Origin of the sequence: Paenibacillus sp. NPDC057967 (assembly GCF_042887015.1) — a bacterium.
Lineage (GTDB): Bacteria > Bacillota > Bacilli > Paenibacillales > Paenibacillaceae > Pristimantibacillus.
The window spans coordinates 146,335-170,335 of sequence record NZ_JBHVQB010000011.1 but is presented as its reverse complement, the minus strand read 5'-3'; the positions used below and the strand labels follow the sequence as shown (position 1 = coordinate 170,335).

The window sequence follows — 24,001 nt, the reverse complement described above, 5'->3', positions numbered from 1 at the left end:
GTGGCTGCTTTTTGCTATTACAGGAAGGGATCAGCAACCACACGGGCGATGGTCTAAATGGGAAATACGAATCATAGGATTCTAACTGTTGTTACTAAATTTGGGAGGTATTAGGAATGAAGAAAAAGCTGGTTGTTACTTTATTAAGCTCGGTTATGTTATTAGCATCATTTACTTATGTTTTTGCTGCCACACATACCTCAACTGCAACCGTGACAGGCGGATCTTCGCCCATGACCAAGAGCGGCTCGAAGATTACAGGCGGGCATAAATACGCCAAACTTACTTGTACTGGCAGTGGCTCAGCAGTAGCCGGAATGTGCGTGGTTATGCAGGGGACAACAACCGTTGTAACAGAAGTCGTGGATACAGCCAATAAAACGAAAACGAATGATGTCTATCTTGCCGGAGGCAAAGAATATCATGTCGTTGTCAGCTATGTGGATGAATATACGAATACAGGTGCAACAGTGAAAGGTACATTGACTTACACAGATTAATCGATAAGCCCGATCATAAATCAAGTCCAAACCTTTTTCAAGTTCAAGTAACCAGTCGTCAGCAAGCAATCGACGGCTGGTTATTTTTATAAGCAAAGTTTTGAACGGGCTCATGTAGATATGTAGATATTCCACCACAATCGCATTCATTGCCTGTAATGAAGCAGATACCTGATTGTCAAATTTATGATATGGTACTATAGGTACAGGGACTAATCGAATATCATTGTGCAAGGCAGATTCTATCACGACAAGGAGAAAAATATGAGCTACCCGATCGATATCGAACAATTTCACCATACCCTCTTTAAGCTAAAAGGCATTACGGGCGTTGAAAGCGGAGTTGAAAATTTGGAGCCGATTGATGCGGACATGCTGGGGTACAGCGATAATGCACATCTTCCTCATGCCGCCCTGCTGCGAACCGGCGGCGGGATGGAGTCGGAAGTGCTGCTCCAGTTGGAGATCGAGTTTGATTATTCGCCGGAAAGCCTAGTATCTGTGGAGTTTTTGGCTTGGTTTGTAAGAGACTGTGCGCGGGCAGGCACGAAGGTGCAGCTTAGACCATTCGCACTTCCACCGGAATCTCCCATCGGCAGGCAGTTAGGAACAACGTTGAAATGGCATATGGACTTATTTGTCGATGGAATAGAAGAGACGTTGGAGCCTGCTTTTGCAACGGTTCGCAGACTTAACGAATCTCTGGAGACGGCAATCCGGTTATACCATATCCCGCTGAAATGATTAGGAGTAACGGGAGGGCTGAATATGGGAGAAGCGTTCAAACTGGAATGCGATACCTGCCAATATCATAATCAAATTTTTGTGGGTTTTGGTTTTTCGTATATGTCACTTAAGTCGATTGCCTCGTTCGTTCATGATCCTTCACTCAAGCGGAAGATCGAAATCTTTATGAAGGATCAAGCAACAACATTTAATGCTTATGACGCGATGTATGTTTGTCCGCAGTGCAGAGGTATTCAAAACGAGCTGTACATGGAGATGCAGTCAGAAACTTCGCAATTCAAACAAACGTACAGTTGCAAGGGATGCGCTACGATGATGAAAGAGATAACGATTGAGCACAACGCTCCTGTCCAGCTAAGCTGTCCAGATTGCAGCGAGGGCTTGCTTAAGGCAACTTTTTATATGGATTGGGATTAACGTTCGCAGCAACAGCTTGATTCACCGCGAAAATAAAAAGACAGTAGCTAATGCTAAGCGCTTAGCTGCTGTCTTTTTTCAGTTGGCCCAATAAAGAATCGCCGATGTGTAGATTTGCCCCCATCCAGTAATACTAAGACAAGCCATTTTTAGGAGTGGGTAAATATGGGGCATATCTGGTCAATCTACACGAAGGATCTACGTGGTATCTTCCGTAACCTTGCTGCTGCTGTCATCATCCTCGGTCTTGCTTTTCTGCCTTCCCTATACGCCTGGTTCAATATCAAAGCATCCTGGGACCCGTATGGTCAGACTCATTCTCTTGCGATTGCGGTTGTGAATAACGACGAAGGTGCCGTTCTCCGCGACACACCTATTCATGCCGGGGATGAGATTGTGGCTTCTTTGAAGGAGAACAAGAAGATCGGCTGGGTATTTGTTGAGGAGAGTGAAGCGATGAGGGGCGTAATGCATGGCGATTACTACGCCAGTATTACGATTCCGTCCGATTTCTCTGCCAAAATGGCAACCGTGCTCAGCAATAATCTTCAGCAAGCGGAGCTGGATTTTGCCGTGAACGAAAAGATTAATGCGGTTTCGCCCAAAATTGCAGAGAAAGGCGCAAGCGGCATCGTAGAGCAAGTGCGCGCCAGCTTTGTAAAGACGGCGAATGAAACAATCTTCCGCATCTTTGCCCAGATCGGTATCGAGCTGGAGGAGAATCAACCTGCGATCGAGAAAGTGCGTGGTGCCGTATTCCAATTGGAATCGCTTATACCGGCGATTAACGAGGCGGTAGCCACTGCGGCCACAGATATTGAAAAATCGAAAAAAATCGCTAACACCGTTCAATCAGAGCTGCCGAAGGCTGCTCGTTTGGCAGAGGACGGAGAGGCTTTCACGAAGCAGCTCGGCGAATTTTTGGATCAGAGCAGTTCATCCCTTGATCAAGCAGGACCAATCATGAAGCAGGATTTGCAGCTGCTGCTTCAGTCTGCTCAAGCTATGGAGGAGCTAACGGCCATTCTGCAGGATTCATCTATCGATCCGGAGGTTGTTCTAGCTCCGCTTGAACTTGCGGGAAGGCGCCTAACAAGCGCTGTTGCCGTTGCAGACGGTTTAATCCAATTGCTTGAACGGTTGAACAAGCTGGCGGAGGGCAAGCTGCTGGCACCTGCTATTGCCGACCTGGAAGGCGTGAAAAACCGGTTCCAGCAGCAGCTGTCCCTTGTTCAGCAAATCCACACAGCCATCGAACGAGGCGAAAAACCTGCAGAATCGCTTGTAGACAGCTTAAGCGCCTTATCAAAGAAAACGACAGCGGCGCTTACGGATGTGTTGGGCCGTTTCGACAGCGAGTTAATGCCAGCCATTCAACAAGCGACACAGAAAGCAAAACAAACCGCAGCAAGAGCCGGGGCGGTACTGGCGGAGGCGAACAAGGCTTTGCCTTCGGTTACGAAAATTGTAGGCGATGCGGCAAAGGGGCTGGAGACCGGCAGCCGTGAGCTGAAAAAAATACAAGCCAATTTGCCGGGGGCTGAGCAAAAGCTGAGGGAGGTTGCAAGCCGGATTCGGAGCTTGGAGAAGGAAGGGAATTTGGATGAGCTGATTGACTTGCTGAAAAACGATGCCGAGCGCGAAGGAGCTTTCTTTGCAGAGCCAGTCGTGTTAAAGGAGAACCGCTTGTTCCCGATCCCGAATTACGGTTCGGCCATGTCGCCTTTCTTCACCACGCTGTCCCTTTGGGTCGGAGCGCTGCTGCTTGTCTCTCTGCTGACGGTGGACGTACACGATACGGAGCATGCTTATCGCAGCTATCAGGTTTATTTGGGCCGCTACCTGACCTTTCTTACGATTGCGATTGTACAATCGCTTCTTGTGACATTGGGAGATATCTGGCTGCTCAAGGCTTATGTAGCCAATCCCGTCTGGTTTGTGCTGTTCGGCATATTGTTAAGCAGCATCTTTATGCTCATTGTGTATACGCTCGTATCGATATTCGGCAATGTGGGCAAGGCAATGGCGATCGTCCTGCTAGTGCTTCAGCTTGCAGGATCAGGAGGGACGTTCCCGATCCAAGTGACGCCGCTGTTCTTCCAGGCCATTCATCCGTTTTTGCCATTCACCTATGCCATCAGCATGATGCGAGAGGCGGTCGGCGGCATTCTTTGGGATATCGTCTTGCGTGATCTACTGGCATTGGCTGTTTTTGCTGGGGTGGCGCTTCTGCTCGGACTGGCACTTAAAAAATGGATCAACCGTTATTCCGCCAAAATGGTAGAGAAAGCAAGGGAAAGCGGCTTGATTCACTGATCCTCAACTGGAAAAGATATGCAACCAGCTATCCCTTACAAGCGTCTAAGTAATAAGTAGAAGCTTAGTATGCTGAGGGGGACGGTGGATGCGCTATTTCGGATTATGGAGCATGAAGCTCATAGTGTTGGGGTTGGTCATCGCTCTGACGAGCTCATGCGGGAACATGAATGTTGTAAGACATATCGAGGTTTTTGTTAGCGAGTCGATGGAAGAAAACGAAGAAGGAAATTATGAAGTTACGGGCTATATTAAAACAAATGCGATAACGACGTCGGAAGAAAGCAAGAATCTGTTGAGAACGGATGTAAAATTGATCGAAGATTATTACGATCTGGATGGCAACTATGTAAAGAGTGAGGTGTCGCATTCGCGAAGCCACAAGTCTGATATTTCGATTACAGACGGCGGATTCAGCCATAAGAAGGAGCTTCAAGAACCATCGACGATCTTTATTCCTGAAGAAGGTTATGAACAATTCAGAATGAAAGCTATGTCGGATGAAGAGAAGGAAATAGTGGAGGAGCATGTCATGTCTTATATGAAAATGCTCGATTAAAGGCAGCCGCAAATGGATGTATCGTTGACAAAGATCAGCCTATTCAAGCAGAATGAATTCTTTTTCCAGATTCTTTTTTAGATAAAAAGGATTGCAAAATAAAAACATATCGGTTATTGTGGACATTATAGGTCGATAATAACAAGAGGAAGGAAGGAGGAGCTATGCAGTATTCAAAAAGTACGGATTACGCCTTGCATGCTTTGATGCATCTGGCACATTCGGAACGCCAACAAAACGTCGGCATTAAGGAACTGTCAGGAACACTTGGCGTATCTGAAAGCTATCTGTCCAAGATTATGTCCAAGCTGAGACAAGACGGGATTGTACGTGCAGTACCCGGAGTGAATGGCGGTTACGAGCTTGCGCGTCAGCCAGATCAGATCTCGTTTCTTGATGTCATACAGGTGATTGAAGGCAGGCAGCATATGTTCGAATGCTCGAACTCGAAGTCCAAGCAGCATCAGCTCTTAACGGAAGAGGAAAGCCCGGTAGATGATGAGCCATGTCCTCCGAAGGGGAATGGGTGTCTGATCGAACAAGTGATGATCGGCGCGGAGTCCCAACTTCATCAATATTTGCGGGAGCATACGATTCAAACCGTGTTAGACAGGTATACCAATCAATGCAATCAAGACCATAACAAGAAGTGATCCGCTTCTTGCACATTAATTATGGATATTGAAGATCCATGGAGGTGTCTATATAATGACAATTGAAAAAAAACAATTCGATGCAGTTATTATTGGCGGGGGACCGGGAGGCCTGAGCGCAGCGCTTGTACTAGGCCGAGCACGTAAGCATGTAGCGGTCATTGATGAGGGACGTCCACGCAACGCGGTGACGCATGCGGGTCATGGCTTTCTCACACGCGACGGCATAAGCCCAAGTGAATTTCGAAAAATTGCCAAGGAGGAGATTAGCGCCTATCCATCTGTATTGTTTGTTGACGATACAGCAGTGTCGATCACAGGATCAGACGGACATTTTCAGATCACGACTTCACAAGGCACTGAACTTGAGGGCAAAAAGGTGCTGTTTGCCGTCGGCATGAAGGACCGTCCGCTTCCCATTCCCGGCCTTGCGGAGGTCTATGGCAGAAGCGCATTCGTATGCCCGTATTGCGATGGCTGGGAGCTGCGGGATGAGCCGCTCGTCATCATCAACAGCGGACCGGAGCTCATCCATTTCGCACCCATTATTTCGGGATGGTCGGATCATATCACATTCTGTACGAACGGTCCTGACGGGTTAACGGATTCTGAGCGCGAGACGCTTCAGCGCAGAGTGCCGCTATACGATTCTCCAATCCGGCATATTCATTCCGAAGAAGGAATTGTTCGAGAGGTTGTTCTTGAAGACGGGACGTCTATTCCGTGCAGAGGCATATTCTTCAAGCCAGACCTGGTGATGGGCTCGGACTTGCCGCACTCTATCGGTTGTCAGCTATCCGAAGAGGGACATGTTGCAGTGAATGCCTTCGGGAAAACAAGCGTTCCAGGCATATTCAGCGCTGGGGACATGACTTCGCGCATGCATCAGAAGATCATCGCCGCCGCTAATGGCTCGGTCGCAGCAGCAGCTTTGAACAATGAACTGAATACCGAGGCTTGGTTATGATCATCCGAAAACTAATCAAACGAAGGTTGCACATGATCTGTCAGCATAAATGGAGGGAATCGTAATGATCAATCTTTTTGATGAAGCTCTATGGGAGAAGGAATGGAAGACTCGCGGCGATACGATGGTCAATACGATGAGGAAAGCAGGAGTCGATCCTGCCAAAGCCTTTGATCCGAAAGCCAAGACGTTCAACGAGCAGTCGTTCAATGAAGAAGGGAGAAAGAGAAGCGCGCGAATCCTGAGCTGGCTTGAAGGACAGGGCGTTCAGTTGAAGAATGCTTCTGTGCTGGATGTTGGCGCCGCCTCCGGCGTGTTCACGGTACCTTTTCTGGAGCGTGGAGCGCAGGTAACGGCAATTGAATCATCGCTCCCTCAGGTTGAATTATTGAAGGAAAACATAGCAGGATTCCCGGACAAAAGGGTGGAGATCATCCCCGAGCCATTTGAAGATCTTGATGTAAAGGATAAAGGCTGGTCCAAGACGTTTGATCTTGTTTTTGCCTCGATGTGCCCGGTTATCGTCGATTGGGAGAGCGTGGAGAAGCTGCTCTATAGTGCGAAGCAATATTGTTATATCAGTATGCCGGTAAGTATTCCAGAGAACAGCTTAATCCGTGAATTGTGGCCGGTTCTGACCGGCATGCCTTTCAAGTCAAAGCCGCTGGAGATGGGATATTTGCTTCATTTGCTGTATCTTAAAGGCTACTCCTACGAGTCTCTTATTACAAGAGAGGAGAAAGAAAGCGAGATGACACATGAGGCAGCTCTGCAGGAAATGCTGAAGAGACTGCCCAAGTTCGGTCTGCCGGCAGATGAGCGCAATCAGGGACTTATCGCAGATTATCTGAAGCAAGCGTACCCCACAAGAAACGTTAGGGTAAGACAGGGCGGACGTTTTGGCAAAGTGCTGATTCGCTTGCAGGATGAGAGGATGTACGATCGAGGAGAAGCTTAATGGAGCAGAAGCCGGGAGCGATGTCCCGGCTTCTGTTTTTTACTTTTGTATCGAGCGTTCCAGCCAATGAATATGAGCTTGAAAACGCAGTTGCTTTAGCCCCAGCTATCGGCTTCCAATAAGCTGAAAATGAATCCTTTTTCATGAATGAACACCCTCTCACATTCGATCAATTGTTCCCTAATTCAGTTATTCTGACATCAAGTCGTTGCAAAGGAGTAAAGTATTGCATGTAATCGGAACTATTGTTCAGGTTGCCAACTGAGCATAATAAGTGGATAATTATGGAGTTAAAAAAAGGAAGGAGTGATGTCATATGATAAGACTGGGACGTTACGATTGGGCAGCTAAAAATAAGGGGATAGCGTATACATAGCCCTGTAAACTACGTGAATCCCCGATCATAAGGGGAGCAGTTTATGAAACGAAAATCAATGGAGCTAAAGGTCGGCCAAGTTGTTTTTGAATTGCAGGAACATCATGACTTCCAGTGGCTGCAAGAGCTTGGTACTGTTTTTTGCGTGTTTGATCAACAGGATTCTGGTAATATCAGCTTCGGAGTTGAGAGAAGTGGCATCAAGCAATTTGTAAAATATGCGGGAAGCAGACCTATAGGTTTTTCAGGAGACCCTATAGACGCAATAACTAGATTAAAAGCTGCCATGCCGCTCTATACGAACTTGAATCATCCTCATTTAATTAATCTGGTTAATCATTATGAGACGAAGGCTGGGTTTGTCGCTATCTTTGAATGGTTTGATGGCGAATGCTTGCACTCGCATTGGTTGTATGCAGGCAAGCTGAAATATACGCATCCGCAATCGCCTTTCTTTCGATTCAAACAGTTGCCATTGGAGAAGAGACTAAAGTCGCTGGATGCGATATTTGAATTCCATCATTTTGTGGAGTCAAGGGGTTATGTAGCGGTTGATTTCTATGATGGCAGCATCTTGTATAACTTTAGTGAGGATCGAACAAAAATCTGCGATATCGACTTTTATAGGCTTGCTCCGTCTGTCAATGACATGGGAGAGCACTTCTGGGGAGCTGTAAGGACGAAATCTCCAGAGGAGTATATTATTGGAACAACCATTGATTCGAAAACGAATGTGTATACGATGGGGGCTATTGCGTTTGGACTAATTGGCGGCGAAATGGATCATTCACTGTCCAAATGGGAAGGAAGCAAATCACTCTACGAAGTCGTTGTTCGTGCCGTTAGTGAAGACCGGGAGCAACGTTTCCAAACAGTAGACTCTTTTAAGAGAGCTTGGGATAGCGCGCGGTCTGGGAAGTGAGGTGGAGGATGTATGAAGCTTAGTCGGATGATGCTAGTTATGACCATGGTGATGGGGTTAGTGCTGTCGGGTTGCAGTGGGTATAAGAAGGGAGAAGTTCTAGAAGAATTAAAACCGAGAGAAGCCGGAACGTATGCCATACATTTATTTTATGAAGGAGTGCTCCCAGATTCGGAAACGACCGAACTAAACATCTTTTACAATTCCACATCAGAACTGTTGAAGACGATGACGATTGTCCAGTTTTGGGATCAAGTACAGGACCGGAATGTGAAGTGGGCCAAGGCGATTGGCGTAAAGCAATTTCCTATGTATGTCGTCATGGATCATGATGGAATCGTGCTGGAGACACCTTATTTAAGTCAAGTGGAGGCTTTTTTGACGGGGGCTGTATTAGGCGAGAACTGAGTTCGAATGCCTGTTGCAAAATAAGAACATGAAGAGCAGCCGACTGTTGAGGTCGGCTGTTTTTTGATTTGCTAATGGCAGATTAATTTGCAGATTGAATGTGACGATAGGTTAAACGCCGCCTTGATTCGTTAATCGAATCACTTGAAGGACATCGATACGCTGTTGGGTTTGCTCGTGATACAGCCACTTCTCGTGAACATGATCGACAAACAGCAATCCGTTCAGATGATCGATCTCATGCTGCATGCAGCGGGCAAGGTAGCCTTCCGCTTCAAGGATGATTCGGTTGCCTTGTCTATTTAATGTGCTTAACTTAATATAATGAGCTCTCTTCACATAACCAAAGTAACCAGGGAAAGACAAACAAGCTTCCGTACCCATTTGTTCGCCGCTTAATGCCATCACTTCAGGGTTAATAAGCTCGATCAGCCCTTCCCCGCAATCCATAACAATCAGCTTTCTGAGAATGCCGACCTGGGGCGCGGCAAGACCTGCGCGACCTTCGCGGGCGTATAAGGTTTCCACCATATCATCTAGAAGCTTTAACGTTTTCGAATTCAATTCGGCAACAGGTTTGGCTTTCTTCCGCAAAATCGGGTCTCCAAATGGCAAAATGCTTTTTTCGGACATACTTATGCCCCTTTCTCTGTATGTGGTGGGGTATATACCCACAAATCATTAGGCGAACATTCCAAAACTGTGCATAGCGCATCAAGCGTCTCGGCTTTCATTTGCTTGGGCTGTTGAGTTATTAAAGCGCTGATGGAAGCAGGGGATAGACGGTAATTCGTCTTGTCGGCTAGTTGTCTGGCTAAGTCCGCACCCGTCCATATGCCTCTGGCAGCCATAACTTGTCGCAGCATCCATGTAAGCATCATTTCACCTCATTAAATATTAAATGCTAAGTTGTTTTATTAGGTATTACCTAACTATATTAGGCACTACCTAATATATCATGATATTCACATATACGAAAGAAGAGAAGCGAAAGAAAACAATAAAATGTTTGGAAGAGGAGTTATGGAACGATTTAGGAAAGAAAATATGTTATAATCATATTAGTAAATAGAGAAATAATGGAAATCCATTACTGGAGGGGATAGGATTGAGAAAGGCATTAAAGTGGACCTTCTGGATTCTGATGCTTCTGGCAGTTGCTGCGGTAGTATGGTTCTTTTATTACAATTACTACTTCTTAGCGTTTGGATTTATGAGCGTGCTTTTGTTTGTCTTGATGGCGTGGACGACTATGGTTCAATTGAAAAATAACGTCAATCATTATAAAGATGTAAGAAAGGCAAGAGCGGTAACGGATCAGAGGAGCATTGAAGAATATACAAGATAATTATTTTAGATAGCTGGAACATAGCAGCGGCAGTCCATGGCTTGGATTCAAGTCATAGATTGTCGCTGTTTGTTATTTCTCAGGACTTACCGCGGTTCAACAAACAGGACTAACAGCTTCGGTTCTCATAAATGTAGTCCAAAAGTTCAAACGGCTTATTCCAGATTGACCAGGAAAGGGGGCAAATACTTTTTAAATATTTTACTTTAAAAATATGAATAATACATTATAATAGATTCTACCGGCTTTTTGGATCGACCCGTTTGGGAGAGGAGCATGAGTTGTATGGGTCCCATTTGATGGATCACTTTTAACAGTCATATACAAACATTCATGAACAAAATAGATGGAGATTAAAAGTGATGGTAAAACGTTCATTTTATTATTTATGGGGCTCGCAGTCCTTGTCCAACACGGTAGACGTTCTTTATATGGTTGCGCTTACTACACTTGTGCTGGAGAGGACGAACTCTATTATTTTTGCGACACTGGTGCCGTTTTTTCGAGTCGCCGCACAATTTATTAGCGGGCTGGCAGCTCCGCTGATGCTGGTGAAATACAGATTGCCTTTTCTGTTAACCGTCTCTCAGCTTGGGCAGTTTCTCTTATTTGGCGTCATGGCTTTGTATTTATCCCCCATGGTAGATGGAGAGGACTTGCTGCCTGTGTATGCGCTCATCCTGTTCATCTCGTTCCTCGATGGGTGGACTTCACCTGCCCGGAACGCCTTGATCCCGCGTCTGGTTCATGATGACGCGCTGCTAAGGGCGAATGCGATGGTCGCTACATCGGATCAGGTGATCCAGTTCGCCGGATGGGCGGTTAGCGGCATCCTGGTCGCAGCATTTGGCCCGTTCCCGGTTCTGCTGGCTGTAGCTGCCGGATATGGCGTGGCGATGGCGGTGACGCTGCTGATCGAAGATCCGACGGAACCTAAGCGGCGTAGTCTATGGGATGTACGCACGGGCCGCGCCTCAGCAGACGGCGGCGAAGCGAACGCGCCTTCCAGATGGGATACGCTGAAGGAAGGCTGGGTTGTGTTATGGCAATCCAGACGGTTGCGCTCAATGACCTTTATGGATGTGACCGACGCGCTTGGCAGCACGGTATGGGTTGGCGCGTTCATGCTCGTATTTGTGAAGGAAGTGCTGCTGAAAAATGAGGACTGGTGGGGGTATATCAACGCCAGCTATTTTGCCGGCACCGTAATTGGTGGCTTTCTCGTCATTGCACTCGTCAAGCGGCTGGAGAAACGGCTTTTCCTGTTCATGCTGGTGGGTATTCTTGGATATGCGGTGTGTACAGCCTGGTTCGCGATTAATACGATAGCGCCGCTGGCACTGCTCATTGTACTGGTGACGGGACCGTTCACAGAGCTGTCGGCTGTTGCGCGCCGAACGCTCATCCAGCGGAGCTGTACGAAGGATCAGCTGCCTAAAGTATTTTCTGCTCAGGGGACATTGTTGAATTTGCTATTCGGCATCTCCTTGTTCGGCATGAGCTTCGTTGCAGAAGTGCTGGGCATTGTGAATATGTATTTGATCGCTGCGGCGATCAGCGTGCTGGCCGCTGGCGTCGGCTGGTGGAACCGCAAAGCTTTTGCCGAGGATCGCGCGGGTTCTTCAGCTCAATAGGTAGAGAGAAGGAAGCCTTGGGCTTCCTTTTTTTTTATGGAATCTATTAAATGATGATGTTGTTATTTGAAGAAACGAACGGTTGTTCTATAATGGTAATATAAACGAAGAGTAGCATCATAGAGACATGTTAGGTTGGTAAATTTTCAGGAGGTGGATTATGAATAAAAAGATTAGCGAATTTATCATCTGGGCGAATGAAAATGGTTGGGATATTTCCCGAAAATCCGAGTTTCAATTAAATGTAAATAGCAATATTACTACAAGATATAAAGAAATCCCTACAAAGTTTTTAGATTTTTTAAGTGTGGTTGAAACGTGTATTTCGCCAAATGAGAAGACATGGTTTATGTGCGAGAATGAATTTAATAATAACTCAGATGGTGCATTCAGATGGAATGAATTTGAATTGCTCAGCTTAGAAGCAGCAGCGGATGATCGTAATTGGCAAACAGAGATCACTTCATGGTGGGACAATCACCTGCCAATCGTGATGTCTGTTGATGGCGGATATTCCTTCTACGCGATTGATTTATCGAAGGATAAAGGGGCTATTGTACGCGGATATGAGCCTGAATTCGAAGAGGCAGAAAAAGTAGCAGATAGTCTTGAACATTTTCTTGAATTATTGATGTCGAATTTAATAGAGGTGTAACGCAGTGGATAAGAAGGCGAAAAAAATATTGATGCAAACCTTTTGGACCTCCCAGGGGTGGAGAAGCAGCCATGCGCCATTCGCCGGGGAAGACTTCGAATATGCGAAGGGCCAGGGGCTTATGTTCGATCCGCTGACCATCACGCATGATGAGCTGATCCATAAGCTAAAGGAGCTGCAAGTTGTTATTCCGAAGGAGCGTGTGGCAGCGGCTTTCCTGCACAGTCTGTCCACTCGAAAGGTACACTTGCGCAGCGCGCTGTCCAGTTGGGCGCTTACCGCAGATTTGCCTCTGCACGCCTATGGGGAGCAAAGCGTTGCGCTTCCAAGCTATAGCAGCTGTGGTCATTGCGACAGCAGCAGGCTAATGTCTGATGCTGATTATACGAATGCCGACCTTAATGTACTGAATTTCGAACGCGTCAAATGGGGTGGCGTTCGATTGAACCATCTGCTGTACTGCTGGCTTGATCTCGAACTGCTCAGCCGGGAGGAAGAAACAGCCGTGAGCGAGCAGGATCTAATTATTCTGAAGGATATACTTCAGGCAGTTGAAGCATGCAGGGAACAAGATGGTCCGCGGATGCTGGAGAAGCGCTGGAAGGAAGTCTTGCCTTCAAGCAAAAATGAAAGAGATATGCTTCTAGAAGTACTGGGTTTTGCCGGAGTGCTTGCCGCCAAAGATACACCTCGTGCACGGAAGGGCAGAGACTCGGATTTTGTATCGATGGCGATATGGCAAGGGAGCGACGGATATTCCCGGGAGTCGGCAAAGCATTTTTTTGGCGGATTTATGTAAGGGAGAGAGTAGCGGGCATTCGTTGAATGGCAACGAATGCCCGCTACAGTTATCATTCGCTGCCAAGATCAGTCAACATCTGATTCCATTGGGGAAAAGGAAAGGGAGTGTTGTCGGAATTTCTCAAGGAATAAGCGTCTTCTCCTTCAACTACCCATCCTAATGGCTCACGGTAGACCCATCTTCGATCTATGTTGACCCAATCTTCTTCAGCTTGGACAATGCTTTGTTCGAACCATTCTTTCAATTCGGCTTCAGCGTAGAGTCCTGATGCTTTCCGCATCTCCAGTTCCCAAGCCGACACAGCTTGAAGTTCATCCATGCTCTGAATGCCTACAAATCTCCGAAGGAGCAGGGCAGGAATCCAAGAATCGATCTCATGCGCCTCAGCTATTCGAGTTACGATCGCCTTATATTCACTCCATCTCAGCACGTTAGGGTGAAAGTGAGCTTCATCATCCCACGCAATTTCGATTTCTTCTTCATCCTCATATTGAAAGCTGAGCGAAATGTAAGAAAAGTCGTCTCCCGGATCAAGGAGCAAGACATGTTCTTCGGTCAATTGAAAGTGAATAGGATTGTCCTCCAGCATTTCGTAGCTGAAGTCATCTTGAAGCTGCCAGAAGTAACGGTCCCAGAACGTTCTGGAGTACAATAGCTCGCTTGGTATCATGTATCCCACATCCTCTTATCTATTTTGCCAGCTAAAAATATATACACTTGAACTATAAACGAGGTTTCATTTCATTTGCACGTTCTGGAAAAATCTTGCCTGGAGAGAGCGGATTCGCGCCATTGACACCTTCAGCTGCCGGTGTTAGGATAGGGGTAATTTTAAGCAAGGAGGGTCGTTCATCTATGTTGCATTCCATGCGTATTCGATAAGCAGGCGATAAAGAGCGAATTTTTCCACAATCAGTGGGCTTTTTAGAGATGCTTATATATACGTACGAGGAACATAGTGAGCGATGAGGTTAGCTTTATTCGCTATACCTATATCGACATGTTCTCTCTTCGTGATAGGCAGATCTGAGCCCGCGTTATGGACTTAGGTCTGTTTTTTTGTTGCCCACTACTCATGAGGGACGAGTCTCTTGAAAGAAAAGAGGTTGATGTTATGCGAAGGCTAAACTGGTACTTCTTCATATAATCCTCACTTCGCTAATCGCAGGAACGTTCCTGCGAGCAAATCACTGCGATGAATGAAGGAGGAAAAGGAAATGAAGATGTTGATCAAGGCAAATGACCTTTATGTTGAATATATGGGAAGAGACATTCTGGATATCGAAGAGCTTGAGCTTTATGATGATGACCGCATCGGACTGGTAGGTGCGAACGGCGCAGGCAAGAGTACGCTGCTGAAAGCGTTGCTCGGCGAGGTGGCGCTATCCTCCGGACAGGTTGCGCGGCATGGGGAGATTGCCTACATTCCTCAGCTGGATGATACGATTCTGCAGGAGGTCAAGGACTATGCCTTATTGGGCAAGCTTGGGGTGGACCGTAACCGTCTGGAGGGCATGAGCGGCGGCGAAGAAACGCGGCTGAAGATTGCGCAGGCCCTGTCGAGTGAGGTGCATGGCTTGATGGCGGACGAACCGACAAGCCATCTTGATCGCGCCGGAATCGACTTCTTGATTGGACAGTTTAAGCATTATGCTGGCGCGTTGCTGGTCATTAGCCATGACCGGAATTTCCTGGACCGGGTCGTCGACAAGATCTGGGAGCTGAAGGATGGCAGGATTACGGAATACTGGGGCGGATATTCGGATTATCTGGTTCAGAAGGAGGACGAACGGCAAGCTCAGGAAGCGGAGTACAAGAAGCATGCGGCTGAACGAGAGCGGCTGGAGAAGGCGATTGCGGAGAAGAAAAGTCTCGCCCGCAAAATGGACCAGAGGGGCAAAGGCAGCTCCAAGAAAAACGCGACCGAGAGCGGGGGACGCCTGGGCCATCAGAAAACGGTCGGCAGCAAGCAAAAAAAGCTTCATCAAGCCGCCAAAAATATGGAGCACCGGATCGAGGCGCTTGGGGAGCTGCATGTTCCTGAATCCGTACGCACGATTCAATTCCGGCAAAGCAGCTCGCTTGCGCTTCATAACCCTTACCCGATCATGGGTAAGGAATTGAACAAAAGGTACGGTGACAAAGTTATATTCGACCACGCTTCGTTCCAGTTCCCGCTGGGCGCGAAGATCGGCATTACCGGCGCCAATGGAACGGGGAAAACTACGCTATTCCGCATGATCATCGAACGTGAGGCGGGCATCACATTATCTCCAAAAGCGGTAATCGGATATTTGGCCCAGACTGGCTATAAGTTCGACCGTAATCAAAGCGTGATGGAATATATGCTGGAGAATTGTGATTACCAGGCATCTGAAATTCGATCTGCGCTGTCCTCCATGGGGTTCTCTCATCAGGATGTGCGCAAGGAGCTGGCCATGCTAAGCGGCGGTGAAATGATGAAGCTTCAGCTGACCAGGCTGCTGCTTGGCCGCTATAACATTTTGCTGATGGATGAACCCAGCAACTTCCTCGATATTCCGGCAGTGGAGGCGCTGGAGGCTATGATGAAAAGTTATAAGGGCACGATTCTGTTCATCACGCATGATGCGTGGCTGTTGGAGCATGCAGCGGATACAATTTATGAAATCAAGGATTTCCAGATTGTTCGCAAGGTTTAGCATACTTGTTGTCTGACTCTTGATGTCTAATACTCGTTATATTCTTATAAAAAGACGCATCCAATCCACTGTTGTAGCGGGAGGATGCGTCTTTCGCGTAGTGCATATAAGTGTGTTATGCGCTGGCTGCCGCTTCTTTGAAGGCTTTCTCCAGCTCATCGGCGCTTTCGGAAATCAGGAACAATACATAATTACCGGCAGTAGCGATTTTATAGTTCTGGGCCAGCTTGTAAGGTCCAGGCAAGTAATTCTCGAACATCTTCTGCACGTCGGCGCCGCGCTGCTCCATGCTCTTTTTGATTTCATCGATATGTTTGCTATCCTTGACTTTAATGACTGCGATCTCATTGGAGCTGAGGTTGAATGCGGGCGTCTTGATCGTAAATTCTTCAATTAAATCGGTATTGATGACATAATAGGTGTCGAGAGTTTCCTTAGTCAGGTCCATAAGCCCCGGTTGCTCTACCTTGTCCAGCATGGCTTTCATAATTTTATCAGTAGATGATTTAGTTGCGTTATCATCCGGTTTTTCGCTGTTTTCGGGCTCATCAGACGGGCTTGGGCTCGGCGTCGGGCTTTCACTTGCAATTGGTGTGTTCGTTGCTGGCGGAGTAGCGCCGTTGTTGTTCGTATTACCTGAGCAAGCGGTCAGCAGGCCGCCAAGCAAGGCGGTGACGACGAGAAGAGACATTGTTGTTTTTTTCATGGGGTCGTTCTCCTTGTATCGAAATTCTAGTAATCGGAGCTCTTCGATTACGACCTTTTGACGGCATTTCGCTCAGAAATGTTGCAGAAAACCAATGATTTGCAATCCTATCCTATCGGAGAGAGAGTCATTTGGCCCAAAAAGCATTAAACATTTACAGTTCATGGATTAGAATTAGGGATAAAACAAGACGAATAAGGAGGCATCATAATGGAATCGAAAAGGGTTGCAGCGGAGAAAGCTGTAGCGTATGTGCGTGACGGTATGGTCGTAGGTCTTGGCACGGGATCAACCGCTTATTGGGCGATTCAGAAGATCGGCAAGAGGGTGAAAGAAGGTCTTCGCATCAAGACCGTGGCGACTTCTATTCAATCCGAGCAATTAGCGATTGAACTGGGTATCCCGGTCTTATCCCTATCCGAGGTGAACGCTATTGATGTGACGATTGACGGGGCGGACGAGGTTGATGGTGATTGGAACTTGATCAAAGGCGGGGGAGGCGCGTTATTGCGCGAAAAAATAATTGCAGCCTCCAGCAAAGAGCTTATTATCGTTGTCGATGAGAGCAAGCTGGCTCCGAAGCTTGGAAAGTTTCATTTGCCAGTAGAGATTGTACCGTTCGGAGCCAATCTAACCCGGCAAAAGCTGCATGAGCTTGGATGTGTGACCAGCTTGCGGACAACGCAAAATAAACCGTTTGTGACGGATAACGGCAATTACATTGTGGACTGTGATTTCAAGGAGATCGAACAGGCTGAAGAGCTGCAGACTTCGATCAACCTGATACCAGGAGTTGTTGAGAACGGACTATTCATACGTCTTGCGAAAAAGGTTATTGTTGGCTACTTAGACGGCTCTGTTCAGGAACTGAATTAGTAAGAACGAAGACTGATTTTGTTATTTTTTATGCAAAAAGACCGATTAATTATAAATCGGTTGACACGACACCAAACGGTGTCCTATAATCTATTCGTCACCATATGGTGTCTAATGAATGAAATATCACTAATAATTAGGTGTGGATGTTGTGATTGAGAACAACCATTTGCGGGATGTATTTGACGCGATAGCAGATCCGACCAGACGTGAACTGATTCATTTGCTGGCCTTGGGTGAGGAGCAGCCGCTACATGAGCTGACTTCACAGTTTGCTATGGGCCGAACCGCGGTGTCCAAGCATTTGACGATTCTGAAAGAAGCTGGTCTGGTCCATGATCGCAAGGTCGGCAGAGAAACGCGATATACGCTAAATCCTGCTCCGCTTCGTGAAGTACAAGATTGGGTAGCGTTCTACAGCAAGTTCTGGAGTGCGAATATGCTTCGATTGAACCAACTACTTGAGGAGGATGAAATATGAGTTTGGTATTAAACCTGGATTTTCAGTACAACACTACGATTGAGAAGCTTTGGGCCGCCGTTACTGATTCAGAGAAGCTGGAGAAGTGGGTATTGAAAAATGATTTTAGGCCGATTGTAGGTCACCGTTTTCAATTCCGCGCTGAGCCGAATGAGTACTGGGATGGAGTCATTAACGGCGAAGTGCTAGTTGTAGAGCCGCCGAGCCGCTTGTCCTATACTTGGGCTGTTGGCGAAGAGAAGCACACCGTCGTGTGGACGCTGCAGGAGCTGGGGGATGGAGGGGTTAATCTCCACCTGGAGCAAACCGGATTCTCCAACCCGCATGGTCTGGCAGGCGCTAAGCATGGCTGGAGCGCATGGTGCGGCGAGCTTGAGAAGCTGTTGGCTGTTTAGGGGATTCAACTTAGCCGGCTGCTGCATATTGCTGAGCCGGTCCATATCAATAGGGGGTCAATCCCGCGCGATGCGCGTATTGACCCACTTGCTGCGCGTATGGAATGGATGAAATTTAATAATAAAGAAATGTTTGCTAATGGAAGGATGGAATCATGAGCGAAGCGAATCAGCAGCACATCGTCATCTCGGGTGCAAGGGAAAACAATCTCAAAAACGTCTCCTTACGCATACCTAAACGAAAAATTACGATTTTCACCGGTGTATCCGGGTCAGGTAAGTCCTCCATTGTCTTCGATACAATCGCTGCAGAATCGACACGTTTGCTGAATGAGAACTTTAGTATGTTCGTGCGCAATTTTCTGCCTCGTGTCCCGCAGCCGGATACGGATGCGATCGAGAACCTAAGCATGGCGGTTATTGTAGATCAGAAGCGTCTGGGAGGCGGTTCTCATTCCACAATGGGCACCATTACCGATATCTCGCCTATTCTCCGTCTTCTCTTCTCCCGGGTGGGTCAGCCCCATGTTGGACAAGCGCATATGTTTTCCTTTAACGATCCGCAAGGCATGTGCCCCGAGTGCAATGGAATCGGCCGCAAGCTGGGCGTGGATATGAGCAAGGCGGTGGACATGATCAAGTCGCTGCGTGAAGGCGCTATTAGGCTTCCTGACTATACAGTGGACAGCTGGGATTGGAATATTCTCGTTCAATCAGGCTCCTTCGACCCGGACAAGAAACTAAGCGATTACACAGATGAGGATCTGGAGCTGCTGCTTTATGGTAAGGCAAGGAAAGTGCAGATGGACTTCGCTGGCAAAGCAACGAATATTACGGTGGAAGGCGTCATTGAAAAATTCACCAACAAATATATCAAGCAAGACGTGAAGACGAAGTCCGAGCGCACGCAGAAGGCGGTTGCGCCGTTCATGACGGAGGGCCCATGCTCCAGCTGCCGTGGCGCAAGGCTTAGCCAAGCTGCGCTTAGCTGCAAAATTAATGGCCGCAACATCGCAGAAATGTCTTCCATGGAGGTCGGGCAGCTCATTCGGGTGATTCGCGAAGTTGACGATTCTGTTGCAGTGCCGATGGTGAAGTCGCTCACAGAGAGACTGCAGCATCTGGTGGATGTCGGACTTGACTATTTGACGCTGGACCGTGAGACAGATACGTTGTCTGGCGGTGAGTCTCAGCGCGTCAAGATGGTGAAACATCTGAGCGGCAGTCTGGTCGATGTCACATATATCTTCGATGAGCCCAGCGTTGGCTTGCATCCCCGCGACGTACACCGATTGAACGAATTGCTCCAAAAGCTGCGTGACAAGGGCAATACCGTCATTGTCGTCGAGCATGATCCTGATGTGATCAAGGTAGCGGATCATATCGTCGACGTTGGGCCTCACGCTGGCAGCCGCGGCGGTACGATCGTCTATGAGGGCAGCTATTCCGGCTTACTGGAATCAGGTACGCTGACAGGCAACTATATGAAGCGTCCTCTGCAACTGAAGCAAGAATGCAGGCAGCCAACCGGCAACCTCTCCATCAATAATGCCACTTTGCATAACCTGAGTCATGTAAGTGTAGATATTCCTACCGGAGTGCTTACTGTCGTTACCGGAGTCGCCGGTTCAGGAAAGAGTACGCTGATTAACGAGGTATTTCTCAGTCAACATCCGGATGCGATTGTCATTGACCAATCGGCGGTTGGCGTATCGACACGCTCCAATCCTGCGACCTACACGGGAATTATGGATGATGTGCGCAAGGCGTTTGCTTCTGCCAACAAGGTAAACCAAGGACTGTTCAGCTTCAATTCCAAGGGAGCTTGCGAGAACTGTCAAGGGTTAGGCGTCGTATATACAGACCTTGCATTCCTGGAAAGCGTGAAGCTCCCATGCGAAGTTTGCGGCGGCAAACGGTTCAAGGAAGAAGTGCTTGAATATAAGCTGAGCGGCAAGTCCATCGCGGATGTGCTGGAGATGACGGTTGAGCAGGCACTGGAGTTTTTCGAGCTGAAAGAAGTTGTGCGCAAGCTTCAGGCCATGAGCGATGTGGGGCTGAACTATGTGACGCTCGGCCAGCCGCTCAGCACGCTCTCGGGCGGGGAATGCCAGCGCATTAAGCTTGCAAGCGAGCTTCATAAGAAGGGCAGCATCTATGTGATGGACGAGCCAACGACTGGCCTGCACATGTCAGATATCGGCCAGTTGATGGGAATCATGAATCGCCTTGTAGATACAGGCAATACGGTCATTGTAATAGAGCATAATCTCGATGTCATCAGCCAAGCGGATTGGATTATCGATATGGGGCCGGATGGAGGCAGCAAAGGCGGCCAGGTCGTGTTCGAAGGTCTGCCTTCACAGATCATTCATGCGGAGCAGTCGATTACGGGACGGTACTTGCAGTAATGCTCGCTTAATTGTAGAGGGGGTTGGGGAAGTGGGTTTCATTCAGGATATGGTCGCTATGTTCAAGAAGAGAGAGTTGTTATTTTTATCAAGCAGCAAGGAAGCCGACGATGTATACACATTTATTTTTGAGAAAGACAAGGATCTGAACTGGCAAGCAGGGCAATATGGGTTGTTCAGCATTACGCATAAGAAAGTGAAGAATCCAACCAAACCGTTCAGTATTGCTTCTGCTCCGGCAGAGAACATGATTCGGTTAACTATGCGTATAGGCGATAACCCAAGCGAGTTTAAAAAAGCGATGTTAGAATTAAAGCAAGGGATGACCGTTAAGATGAGTGGACCTGTAGGGGCATTTTCGATACAGGATAACAGCCCTTCGCTTCTGATTGCTGGCGGCATTGGCATTACCCCGATTCGTTCAATTCTCAAGCAAATCGAGGCGGAAGGCAATCGGAACGGGCGGCAAATCCAACTGCTTTATCTGGATAGCCAAAAGTCTTTTCCATATAGGGAAGAGCTTGATGCTATAGCTGGACGTGTCTCCATACGGATCACGTATCTGGATTCGAGGGATGATTTGAATGGGGAGATCGACAAGTTCGCCGGTGTGCATAAAGACAGCGGCAAATATTTTGTTGCCGGACCGAAGCCGCTGGTTGACTCCATATCGGATAACTTGCAGAAGAAACAAATTCCAAAAGGCAATATCAAAAAGGATGCCTTCTTTGGGTATTCGTAAAGCGTGAATAATAGCTAAGTATAAATGGATAAGGGTTACTTTAGGGCTGCCAGTCGAACAGGCAGCCTTTTTGCTTTTGGAGCCGCTGGCTGCCAATGACGAAGCTGAACTATCGCAATCCAAATCAAAAATCGCTGTCCGAGCTTATGCTATTCTTAGTGACAAGAGGTGATCACGTGAGATACCATCCCATGATTTATCAAGCTTTAGGTTATATCGAAGCGCATTTGGAGGAGGAGGTGAAGCTTGAGGACGCGGCGGCCGCCGCGGGCTTCTCGATGTATCACTTCCACCGGATCTTTCAGGATCAGATCGGCATAAGCGTGACGGATTATATCCGTTCTCGCAGACTTGCCAGTGCTTCCTCGTTACTCTTGTACACGAAGGAAGATATTATCCAGATCGCGTTCCGCAGCCGGTTCGAATCGCAGGAAGCGTTCACCCGCGCTTTCAAAAAGGAATACGGCATGCCTCCCGGACGTTATCGCAAGATGATGGGGAGCGTGCAACAGACAAAGGGGAAACGAGAGGAGAACACGAATATGAGCGAGCATGGAAAAGTAAAGGGCTGGATCTTAAGCGGCAGTGATCCGTCGCATTATGAGATGGGGATTGACAGGGAGACGGTGCATATGGGTAAGGTGTCAGGTTATTTGAGATCCGTATCCGCAACGTCAGAAACTCAGTTCGCGACAATTATGCAGCAATTCAAGTCCGACAAATATAAAGGCGAGCGCATCAAGCTGTCCGCGTTTATCCAGGCGGAGAAGGTGAATGATTTTGCGGGGCTTTGGATGAGAGTTGACAACGCGACAGGGGATACGGTTCAGTTCGATAACATGAGCGATCGTCCGATTCAAGGCACCCTGCCGTGGAACCTATACTCTATCGTGCTTGATGTGCCGGCGGACAGCGACTCGATTTCTTTCGGCGTACTGCTTACAGGTCAAGGAAAAGTATGGATGGACAGCTTTGCATTCGAAATAGTCGATGCGCGTACGCCAAGCACGAATATGCAGATCAGCGGAGAACTGCGGGACGAGCCGGAGAATTTGTCCTTCGAGGAATAAAACGATGGAAGAGCGGGAGCGCCTGGTGCGCTTCCTTTCTTTTTCTTTGAGTAACATTACTGTAAATAACACATGTATAAGAGATTAATCAGTATTTTGTGAAACGTCGAGGCGGTATTGTCAGTATGTAAGGCATAAGAAAATTTCATGCGAGGTGTCCGTGCCAAGATGACGAATATAGAGGCTGCAGATGAATTAAGGGCGGAATTAAGACAGATCGAACAATGGGAGAAAGATCAGAAGGACCTTTTTTTCTGGGAAAAGCTCGGCAGACTGCCCTTTGCCCTATTGGACCGGATTACGCCCAAGTTCATTCAGGAAAAAATAGGAACGGCGCTTGACGAGCTTGGGAATTACGTTCAGAGCGGCGGGCAATATTTGATCAGCAAGGAGCAGATGTACCGCAAGTTTTTTCCGAATGAGGAGCATGATGAAGCATTAGCTCTGCATCGGATCGGCCAGCTTGAGCTTAGCAGAATGGATCAGATGGCGGACAGCATAATCGAATCAGGCACCAAGACCGCTACGGTGCAAGGCGCAACTACGGGATTTGGCGGCTTCTTCACGCTCGCCATCGACATTCCGCTTCTGCTCGGCATCTCCCTCAAAGCACTGCAGGAGATCGCGATTAGCTACGGCTATGACCCGGAAGAGAAATCGGAGCGCATCTTTATTGTGAAGTGTCTTCAGTTCTCCTCCTCCGATATCGTCGGCAAGAAAGCGATATTGGATGATCTTGCTGCTTTCCATTCAGGGGAGAAAAGCGGACAAGTCATGTCCCAGCTAGAGGGCTGGCGCGAGGTGATGCTTACGTACAGGGACAACTTCGGATGGAAAAAGCTGTTCCAGATGATCCCGATCGCAGGCATGCTGTTCGGCGCTTACTTGAACCGATCCACGCTTCTGGATGTCGCAGAGACGGGTAAAATGATGTACCGGAAGCGGAGAATTATGGAGAAGCTGAAGAGTGCGGGGGAGCTTTGATTGCTTTCGAATTGAAGGAGATGAGGAAGGAGTGACCATCTTTGAAAGCTGCAAGCCGAGAAAATCGGCTTAGATCGGGAAAAGCAGCAGCTTCGCTTGCTGCAAGCCGGGAAAATCGGCTTAGATCGGGAAAAGCAGCAGCTTCGCTTGCTGTAAGCCGAAAAAATCGGTTTAGAGCGGGAAAAGCAGCAGCTTCGCTTGCTGCAAGCCGAAAAAATCGGCTTAGAACGGGGAAAGGAGCAGCTTCGCTTGCTGCAAGCCGTGAAGAAACTGCCGCTGGATTCGATAAGGTGAAAGCTTATGCCGTCCCAGGGGCCGAGCATACGATGAATCGTCTTGGAGAGCATCTGGCAAGAATGATCTTAAGCAGATGGATGTTTCGCAAGTGACCGT

The 24,001-nt window shown here is 47.8% G+C and carries 28 protein-coding genes; 24 read left to right on the top strand and 4 right to left on the bottom strand.

Annotated features, from left to right (window positions below; genetic code table 11):
* Positions 1–116: 116 nt before the first annotated feature.
* The 11 genes from ACFVSO_RS25450 (at position 117) to ACFVSO_RS25400 (ending at position 8,823) form a co-directional block, all read left to right on the top strand.
* Positions 117–500, top strand: a complete 384-nt coding sequence (locus ACFVSO_RS25450) for a hypothetical protein (RefSeq protein ID WP_387479361.1) — start codon at positions 117–119, stop codon at positions 498–500.
* Between the two features lie 264 nt (positions 501–764).
* Positions 765–1,244, top strand: coding sequence for a hypothetical protein (locus tag ACFVSO_RS25445; protein WP_387479358.1), 480 nt, complete (start codon positions 765–767; stop codon positions 1,242–1,244).
* A 24-nt stretch (positions 1,245–1,268) separates the two neighbouring features.
* Positions 1,269–1,664 carry a hypothetical protein gene (locus ACFVSO_RS25440; protein WP_387479355.1) on the top strand — a complete coding sequence of 132 codons (396 nt, stop codon included), beginning with the start codon at positions 1,269–1,271 and terminating at the stop codon, positions 1,662–1,664.
* A gap of 165 nt (positions 1,665–1,829) precedes the next feature.
* The gene (locus tag ACFVSO_RS25435) at positions 1,830–3,980 is read left to right on the top strand and encodes a YhgE/Pip family protein (protein ID WP_387479353.1); all 2,151 of its coding nucleotides are present in this window, start codon (positions 1,830–1,832) and stop codon (positions 3,978–3,980) included.
* Positions 3,981–4,068: 88 nt separating this feature from the next.
* Positions 4,069–4,539: a hypothetical protein gene (locus tag ACFVSO_RS25430; protein ID WP_387479350.1), complete on the top strand. Its 471-nt coding sequence runs from the start codon at positions 4,069–4,071 to the stop codon at positions 4,537–4,539.
* A gap of 164 nt (positions 4,540–4,703) precedes the next feature.
* Entirely contained in the window at positions 4,704–5,192 is a 489-nt protein-coding gene (locus ACFVSO_RS25425; RefSeq protein ID WP_387479347.1) for an RrF2 family transcriptional regulator, read from the top strand.
* A gap of 61 nt (positions 5,193–5,253) precedes the next feature.
* Complete coding sequence (locus ACFVSO_RS25420) at positions 5,254–6,159, top strand: NAD(P)/FAD-dependent oxidoreductase (RefSeq protein ID WP_387479434.1); 906 nt, start codon at positions 5,254–5,256, stop codon at positions 6,157–6,159.
* 64 nt (positions 6,160–6,223) lie between these two features.
* A complete protein-coding gene (locus ACFVSO_RS25415; protein ID WP_387479344.1) occupies positions 6,224–7,117 on the top strand; it encodes a class I SAM-dependent methyltransferase in 894 nt (297 codons plus the stop codon).
* On the top strand, positions 7,117–7,239 hold the full coding sequence (locus tag ACFVSO_RS25410; protein ID WP_387479341.1) for a hypothetical protein: 123 nt from the start codon (positions 7,117–7,119) through the stop codon (positions 7,237–7,239). The genes ACFVSO_RS25415 and ACFVSO_RS25410 overlap by 1 nt, the downstream gene beginning before the upstream one ends.
* Before the next feature lie 297 nt (positions 7,240–7,536).
* A complete protein-coding gene (locus tag ACFVSO_RS25405) occupies positions 7,537–8,415 on the top strand; it encodes a serine/threonine protein kinase (RefSeq protein WP_387479338.1) in 879 nt (292 codons plus the stop codon).
* A gap of 12 nt (positions 8,416–8,427) precedes the next feature.
* Positions 8,428–8,823 (top strand): hypothetical protein, encoded by a 396-nt coding sequence (locus tag ACFVSO_RS25400; RefSeq protein WP_387479335.1) that lies wholly within the window; start codon positions 8,428–8,430, stop codon positions 8,821–8,823.
* A 111-nt stretch (positions 8,824–8,934) separates the two neighbouring features.
* On the opposite strand, the gene def is transcribed toward ACFVSO_RS25400, so the two are convergent.
* Both def and ACFVSO_RS25390 read right to left on the bottom strand, forming a co-directional pair.
* Positions 8,935–9,456, bottom strand: a complete 522-nt coding sequence (gene def, locus ACFVSO_RS25395) for a peptide deformylase (RefSeq protein WP_387479332.1) — start codon at positions 9,454–9,456, stop codon at positions 8,935–8,937.
* Positions 9,457–9,458: 2 nt separating this feature from the next.
* Positions 9,459–9,701, bottom strand: a complete 243-nt coding sequence (locus tag ACFVSO_RS25390) for a helix-turn-helix domain-containing protein (RefSeq protein ID WP_387479431.1) — start codon at positions 9,699–9,701, stop codon at positions 9,459–9,461.
* A 230-nt stretch (positions 9,702–9,931) separates the two neighbouring features.
* Between ACFVSO_RS25390 and ACFVSO_RS25385 the strand changes: the two genes are divergently transcribed.
* The 4 genes from ACFVSO_RS25385 to ACFVSO_RS25370 all read left to right on the top strand — a co-directional run bounded on the left by ACFVSO_RS25385 (position 9,932) and on the right by ACFVSO_RS25370 (position 13,259).
* The gene (locus ACFVSO_RS25385) at positions 9,932–10,171 is read left to right on the top strand and encodes a hypothetical protein (protein WP_387479329.1); all 240 of its coding nucleotides are present in this window, start codon (positions 9,932–9,934) and stop codon (positions 10,169–10,171) included.
* A 362-nt stretch (positions 10,172–10,533) separates the two neighbouring features.
* Complete coding sequence (locus ACFVSO_RS25380; protein ID WP_387479326.1) at positions 10,534–11,805, top strand: MFS transporter; 1,272 nt, start codon at positions 10,534–10,536, stop codon at positions 11,803–11,805.
* Positions 11,806–11,965: 160 nt separating this feature from the next.
* Positions 11,966–12,460, top strand: a complete 495-nt coding sequence (locus ACFVSO_RS25375) for an SMI1/KNR4 family protein (RefSeq protein ID WP_387479323.1) — start codon at positions 11,966–11,968, stop codon at positions 12,458–12,460.
* Positions 12,461–12,464: 4 nt separating this feature from the next.
* A complete protein-coding gene (locus tag ACFVSO_RS25370) occupies positions 12,465–13,259 on the top strand; it encodes a hypothetical protein (protein WP_387479320.1) in 795 nt (264 codons plus the stop codon).
* Positions 13,260–13,311: 52 nt separating this feature from the next.
* Here the strand turns inward: ACFVSO_RS25370 and ACFVSO_RS25365 are convergent, their stop codons facing one another.
* Entirely contained in the window at positions 13,312–13,932 is a 621-nt protein-coding gene (locus ACFVSO_RS25365) for a hypothetical protein (RefSeq protein ID WP_387479318.1), read from the bottom strand.
* A 547-nt stretch (positions 13,933–14,479) separates the two neighbouring features.
* Here ACFVSO_RS25365 and abc-f point away from each other — a divergent pair.
* On the top strand, positions 14,480–15,943 hold the full coding sequence (gene abc-f, locus ACFVSO_RS25360) for a ribosomal protection-like ABC-F family protein (RefSeq protein ID WP_387479315.1): 1,464 nt from the start codon (positions 14,480–14,482) through the stop codon (positions 15,941–15,943).
* Positions 15,944–16,058: 115 nt separating this feature from the next.
* On the opposite strand, the gene ACFVSO_RS25355 is transcribed toward abc-f, so the two are convergent.
* The gene (locus ACFVSO_RS25355) at positions 16,059–16,649 is read right to left on the bottom strand and encodes a DUF4358 domain-containing protein (protein WP_387479312.1); all 591 of its coding nucleotides are present in this window, start codon (positions 16,647–16,649) and stop codon (positions 16,059–16,061) included.
* Between the two features lie 210 nt (positions 16,650–16,859).
* On the opposite strand from ACFVSO_RS25355, the gene rpiA reads away from it, so the two are divergent.
* The 8 genes from rpiA (at position 16,860) to ACFVSO_RS25315 (ending at position 23,997) form a co-directional block, all read left to right on the top strand.
* On the top strand, positions 16,860–17,525 hold the full coding sequence (gene rpiA / locus ACFVSO_RS25350) for a ribose-5-phosphate isomerase RpiA (RefSeq protein WP_387479309.1): 666 nt from the start codon (positions 16,860–16,862) through the stop codon (positions 17,523–17,525).
* A gap of 151 nt (positions 17,526–17,676) precedes the next feature.
* On the top strand, positions 17,677–18,006 hold the full coding sequence (locus ACFVSO_RS25345; RefSeq protein ID WP_387479306.1) for an ArsR/SmtB family transcription factor: 330 nt from the start codon (positions 17,677–17,679) through the stop codon (positions 18,004–18,006).
* Positions 18,003–18,401 carry an SRPBCC family protein gene (locus ACFVSO_RS25340; protein WP_387479303.1) on the top strand — a complete coding sequence of 133 codons (399 nt, stop codon included), beginning with the start codon at positions 18,003–18,005 and terminating at the stop codon, positions 18,399–18,401. Before ACFVSO_RS25345 ends, ACFVSO_RS25340 begins: the two co-directional genes overlap by 4 nt.
* A 155-nt stretch (positions 18,402–18,556) precedes the next feature.
* Positions 18,557–20,812 carry an ATP-binding cassette domain-containing protein gene (locus tag ACFVSO_RS25335; RefSeq protein ID WP_387479300.1) on the top strand — a complete coding sequence of 752 codons (2,256 nt, stop codon included), beginning with the start codon at positions 18,557–18,559 and terminating at the stop codon, positions 20,810–20,812.
* A gap of 31 nt (positions 20,813–20,843) precedes the next feature.
* Positions 20,844–21,554 (top strand): FAD-dependent oxidoreductase, encoded by a 711-nt coding sequence (locus ACFVSO_RS25330; RefSeq protein ID WP_387479297.1) that lies wholly within the window; start codon positions 20,844–20,846, stop codon positions 21,552–21,554.
* Positions 21,555–21,730: 176 nt separating this feature from the next.
* The gene (locus tag ACFVSO_RS25325; RefSeq protein WP_387479294.1) at positions 21,731–22,624 is read left to right on the top strand and encodes a helix-turn-helix domain-containing protein; all 894 of its coding nucleotides are present in this window, start codon (positions 21,731–21,733) and stop codon (positions 22,622–22,624) included.
* Between the two features lie 168 nt (positions 22,625–22,792).
* The gene (locus ACFVSO_RS25320) at positions 22,793–23,608 is read left to right on the top strand and encodes an EcsC family protein (protein WP_387479291.1); all 816 of its coding nucleotides are present in this window, start codon (positions 22,793–22,795) and stop codon (positions 23,606–23,608) included.
* A 41-nt stretch (positions 23,609–23,649) separates the two neighbouring features.
* Positions 23,650–23,997, top strand: coding sequence for an SRPBCC family protein (locus ACFVSO_RS25315; protein ID WP_387479288.1), 348 nt, complete (start codon positions 23,650–23,652; stop codon positions 23,995–23,997).
* Positions 23,998–24,001: the final 4 nt, after the last annotated feature.

What these genes read in the sequence shown, in the direction of transcription:
- ACFVSO_RS25450 (WP_387479361.1), top strand. Translation starts at nt 117, where the DNA reads ATGAAGAAAAAGCTGGTTGTTACTTTATTAAGCTCGGTTATGTTATTA.
- ACFVSO_RS25415 (WP_387479344.1), top strand. Translation starts at nt 6,224, where the DNA reads ATGATCAATCTTTTTGATGAAGCTCTATGGGAGAAGGAATGGAAGACT.
- ACFVSO_RS25375 (WP_387479323.1), top strand. Translation starts at nt 11,966, where the DNA reads ATGAATAAAAAGATTAGCGAATTTATCATCTGGGCGAATGAAAATGGT.
- ACFVSO_RS25335 (WP_387479300.1), top strand. Translation starts at nt 18,557, where the DNA reads ATGAGCGAAGCGAATCAGCAGCACATCGTCATCTCGGGTGCAAGGGAA.
- def (WP_387479332.1), bottom strand. Translation starts at nt 9,456, where the DNA reads ATGTCCGAAAAAAGCATTTTGCCATTTGGAGACCCGATTTTGCGGAAG.
- abc-f (WP_387479315.1), top strand. Translation starts at nt 14,480, where the DNA reads ATGAAGATGTTGATCAAGGCAAATGACCTTTATGTTGAATATATGGGA.
- ACFVSO_RS25425 (WP_387479347.1), top strand. Translation starts at nt 4,704, where the DNA reads ATGCAGTATTCAAAAAGTACGGATTACGCCTTGCATGCTTTGATGCAT.
- ACFVSO_RS25355 (WP_387479312.1), bottom strand. Translation starts at nt 16,649, where the DNA reads ATGAAAAAAACAACAATGTCTCTTCTCGTCGTCACCGCCTTGCTTGGC.
- ACFVSO_RS25400 (WP_387479335.1), top strand. Translation starts at nt 8,428, where the DNA reads ATGAAGCTTAGTCGGATGATGCTAGTTATGACCATGGTGATGGGGTTA.
- ACFVSO_RS25365 (WP_387479318.1), bottom strand. Translation starts at nt 13,932, where the DNA reads ATGATACCAAGCGAGCTATTGTACTCCAGAACGTTCTGGGACCGTTAC.
- ACFVSO_RS25430 (WP_387479350.1), top strand. Translation starts at nt 4,069, where the DNA reads ATGCGCTATTTCGGATTATGGAGCATGAAGCTCATAGTGTTGGGGTTG.
- rpiA (WP_387479309.1), top strand. Translation starts at nt 16,860, where the DNA reads ATGGAATCGAAAAGGGTTGCAGCGGAGAAAGCTGTAGCGTATGTGCGT.
- ACFVSO_RS25390 (WP_387479431.1), bottom strand. Translation starts at nt 9,701, where the DNA reads ATGCTTACATGGATGCTGCGACAAGTTATGGCTGCCAGAGGCATATGG.
- ACFVSO_RS25320 (WP_387479291.1), top strand. Translation starts at nt 22,793, where the DNA reads ATGACGAATATAGAGGCTGCAGATGAATTAAGGGCGGAATTAAGACAG.
- ACFVSO_RS25340 (WP_387479303.1), top strand. Translation starts at nt 18,003, where the DNA reads ATGAGTTTGGTATTAAACCTGGATTTTCAGTACAACACTACGATTGAG.
- ACFVSO_RS25410 (WP_387479341.1), top strand. Translation starts at nt 7,117, where the DNA reads ATGGAGCAGAAGCCGGGAGCGATGTCCCGGCTTCTGTTTTTTACTTTT.
- ACFVSO_RS25405 (WP_387479338.1), top strand. Translation starts at nt 7,537, where the DNA reads ATGAAACGAAAATCAATGGAGCTAAAGGTCGGCCAAGTTGTTTTTGAA.
- ACFVSO_RS25445 (WP_387479358.1), top strand. Translation starts at nt 765, where the DNA reads ATGAGCTACCCGATCGATATCGAACAATTTCACCATACCCTCTTTAAG.
- ACFVSO_RS25435 (WP_387479353.1), top strand. Translation starts at nt 1,830, where the DNA reads ATGGGGCATATCTGGTCAATCTACACGAAGGATCTACGTGGTATCTTC.
- ACFVSO_RS25440 (WP_387479355.1), top strand. Translation starts at nt 1,269, where the DNA reads ATGGGAGAAGCGTTCAAACTGGAATGCGATACCTGCCAATATCATAAT.
- ACFVSO_RS25380 (WP_387479326.1), top strand. Translation starts at nt 10,534, where the DNA reads ATGGTAAAACGTTCATTTTATTATTTATGGGGCTCGCAGTCCTTGTCC.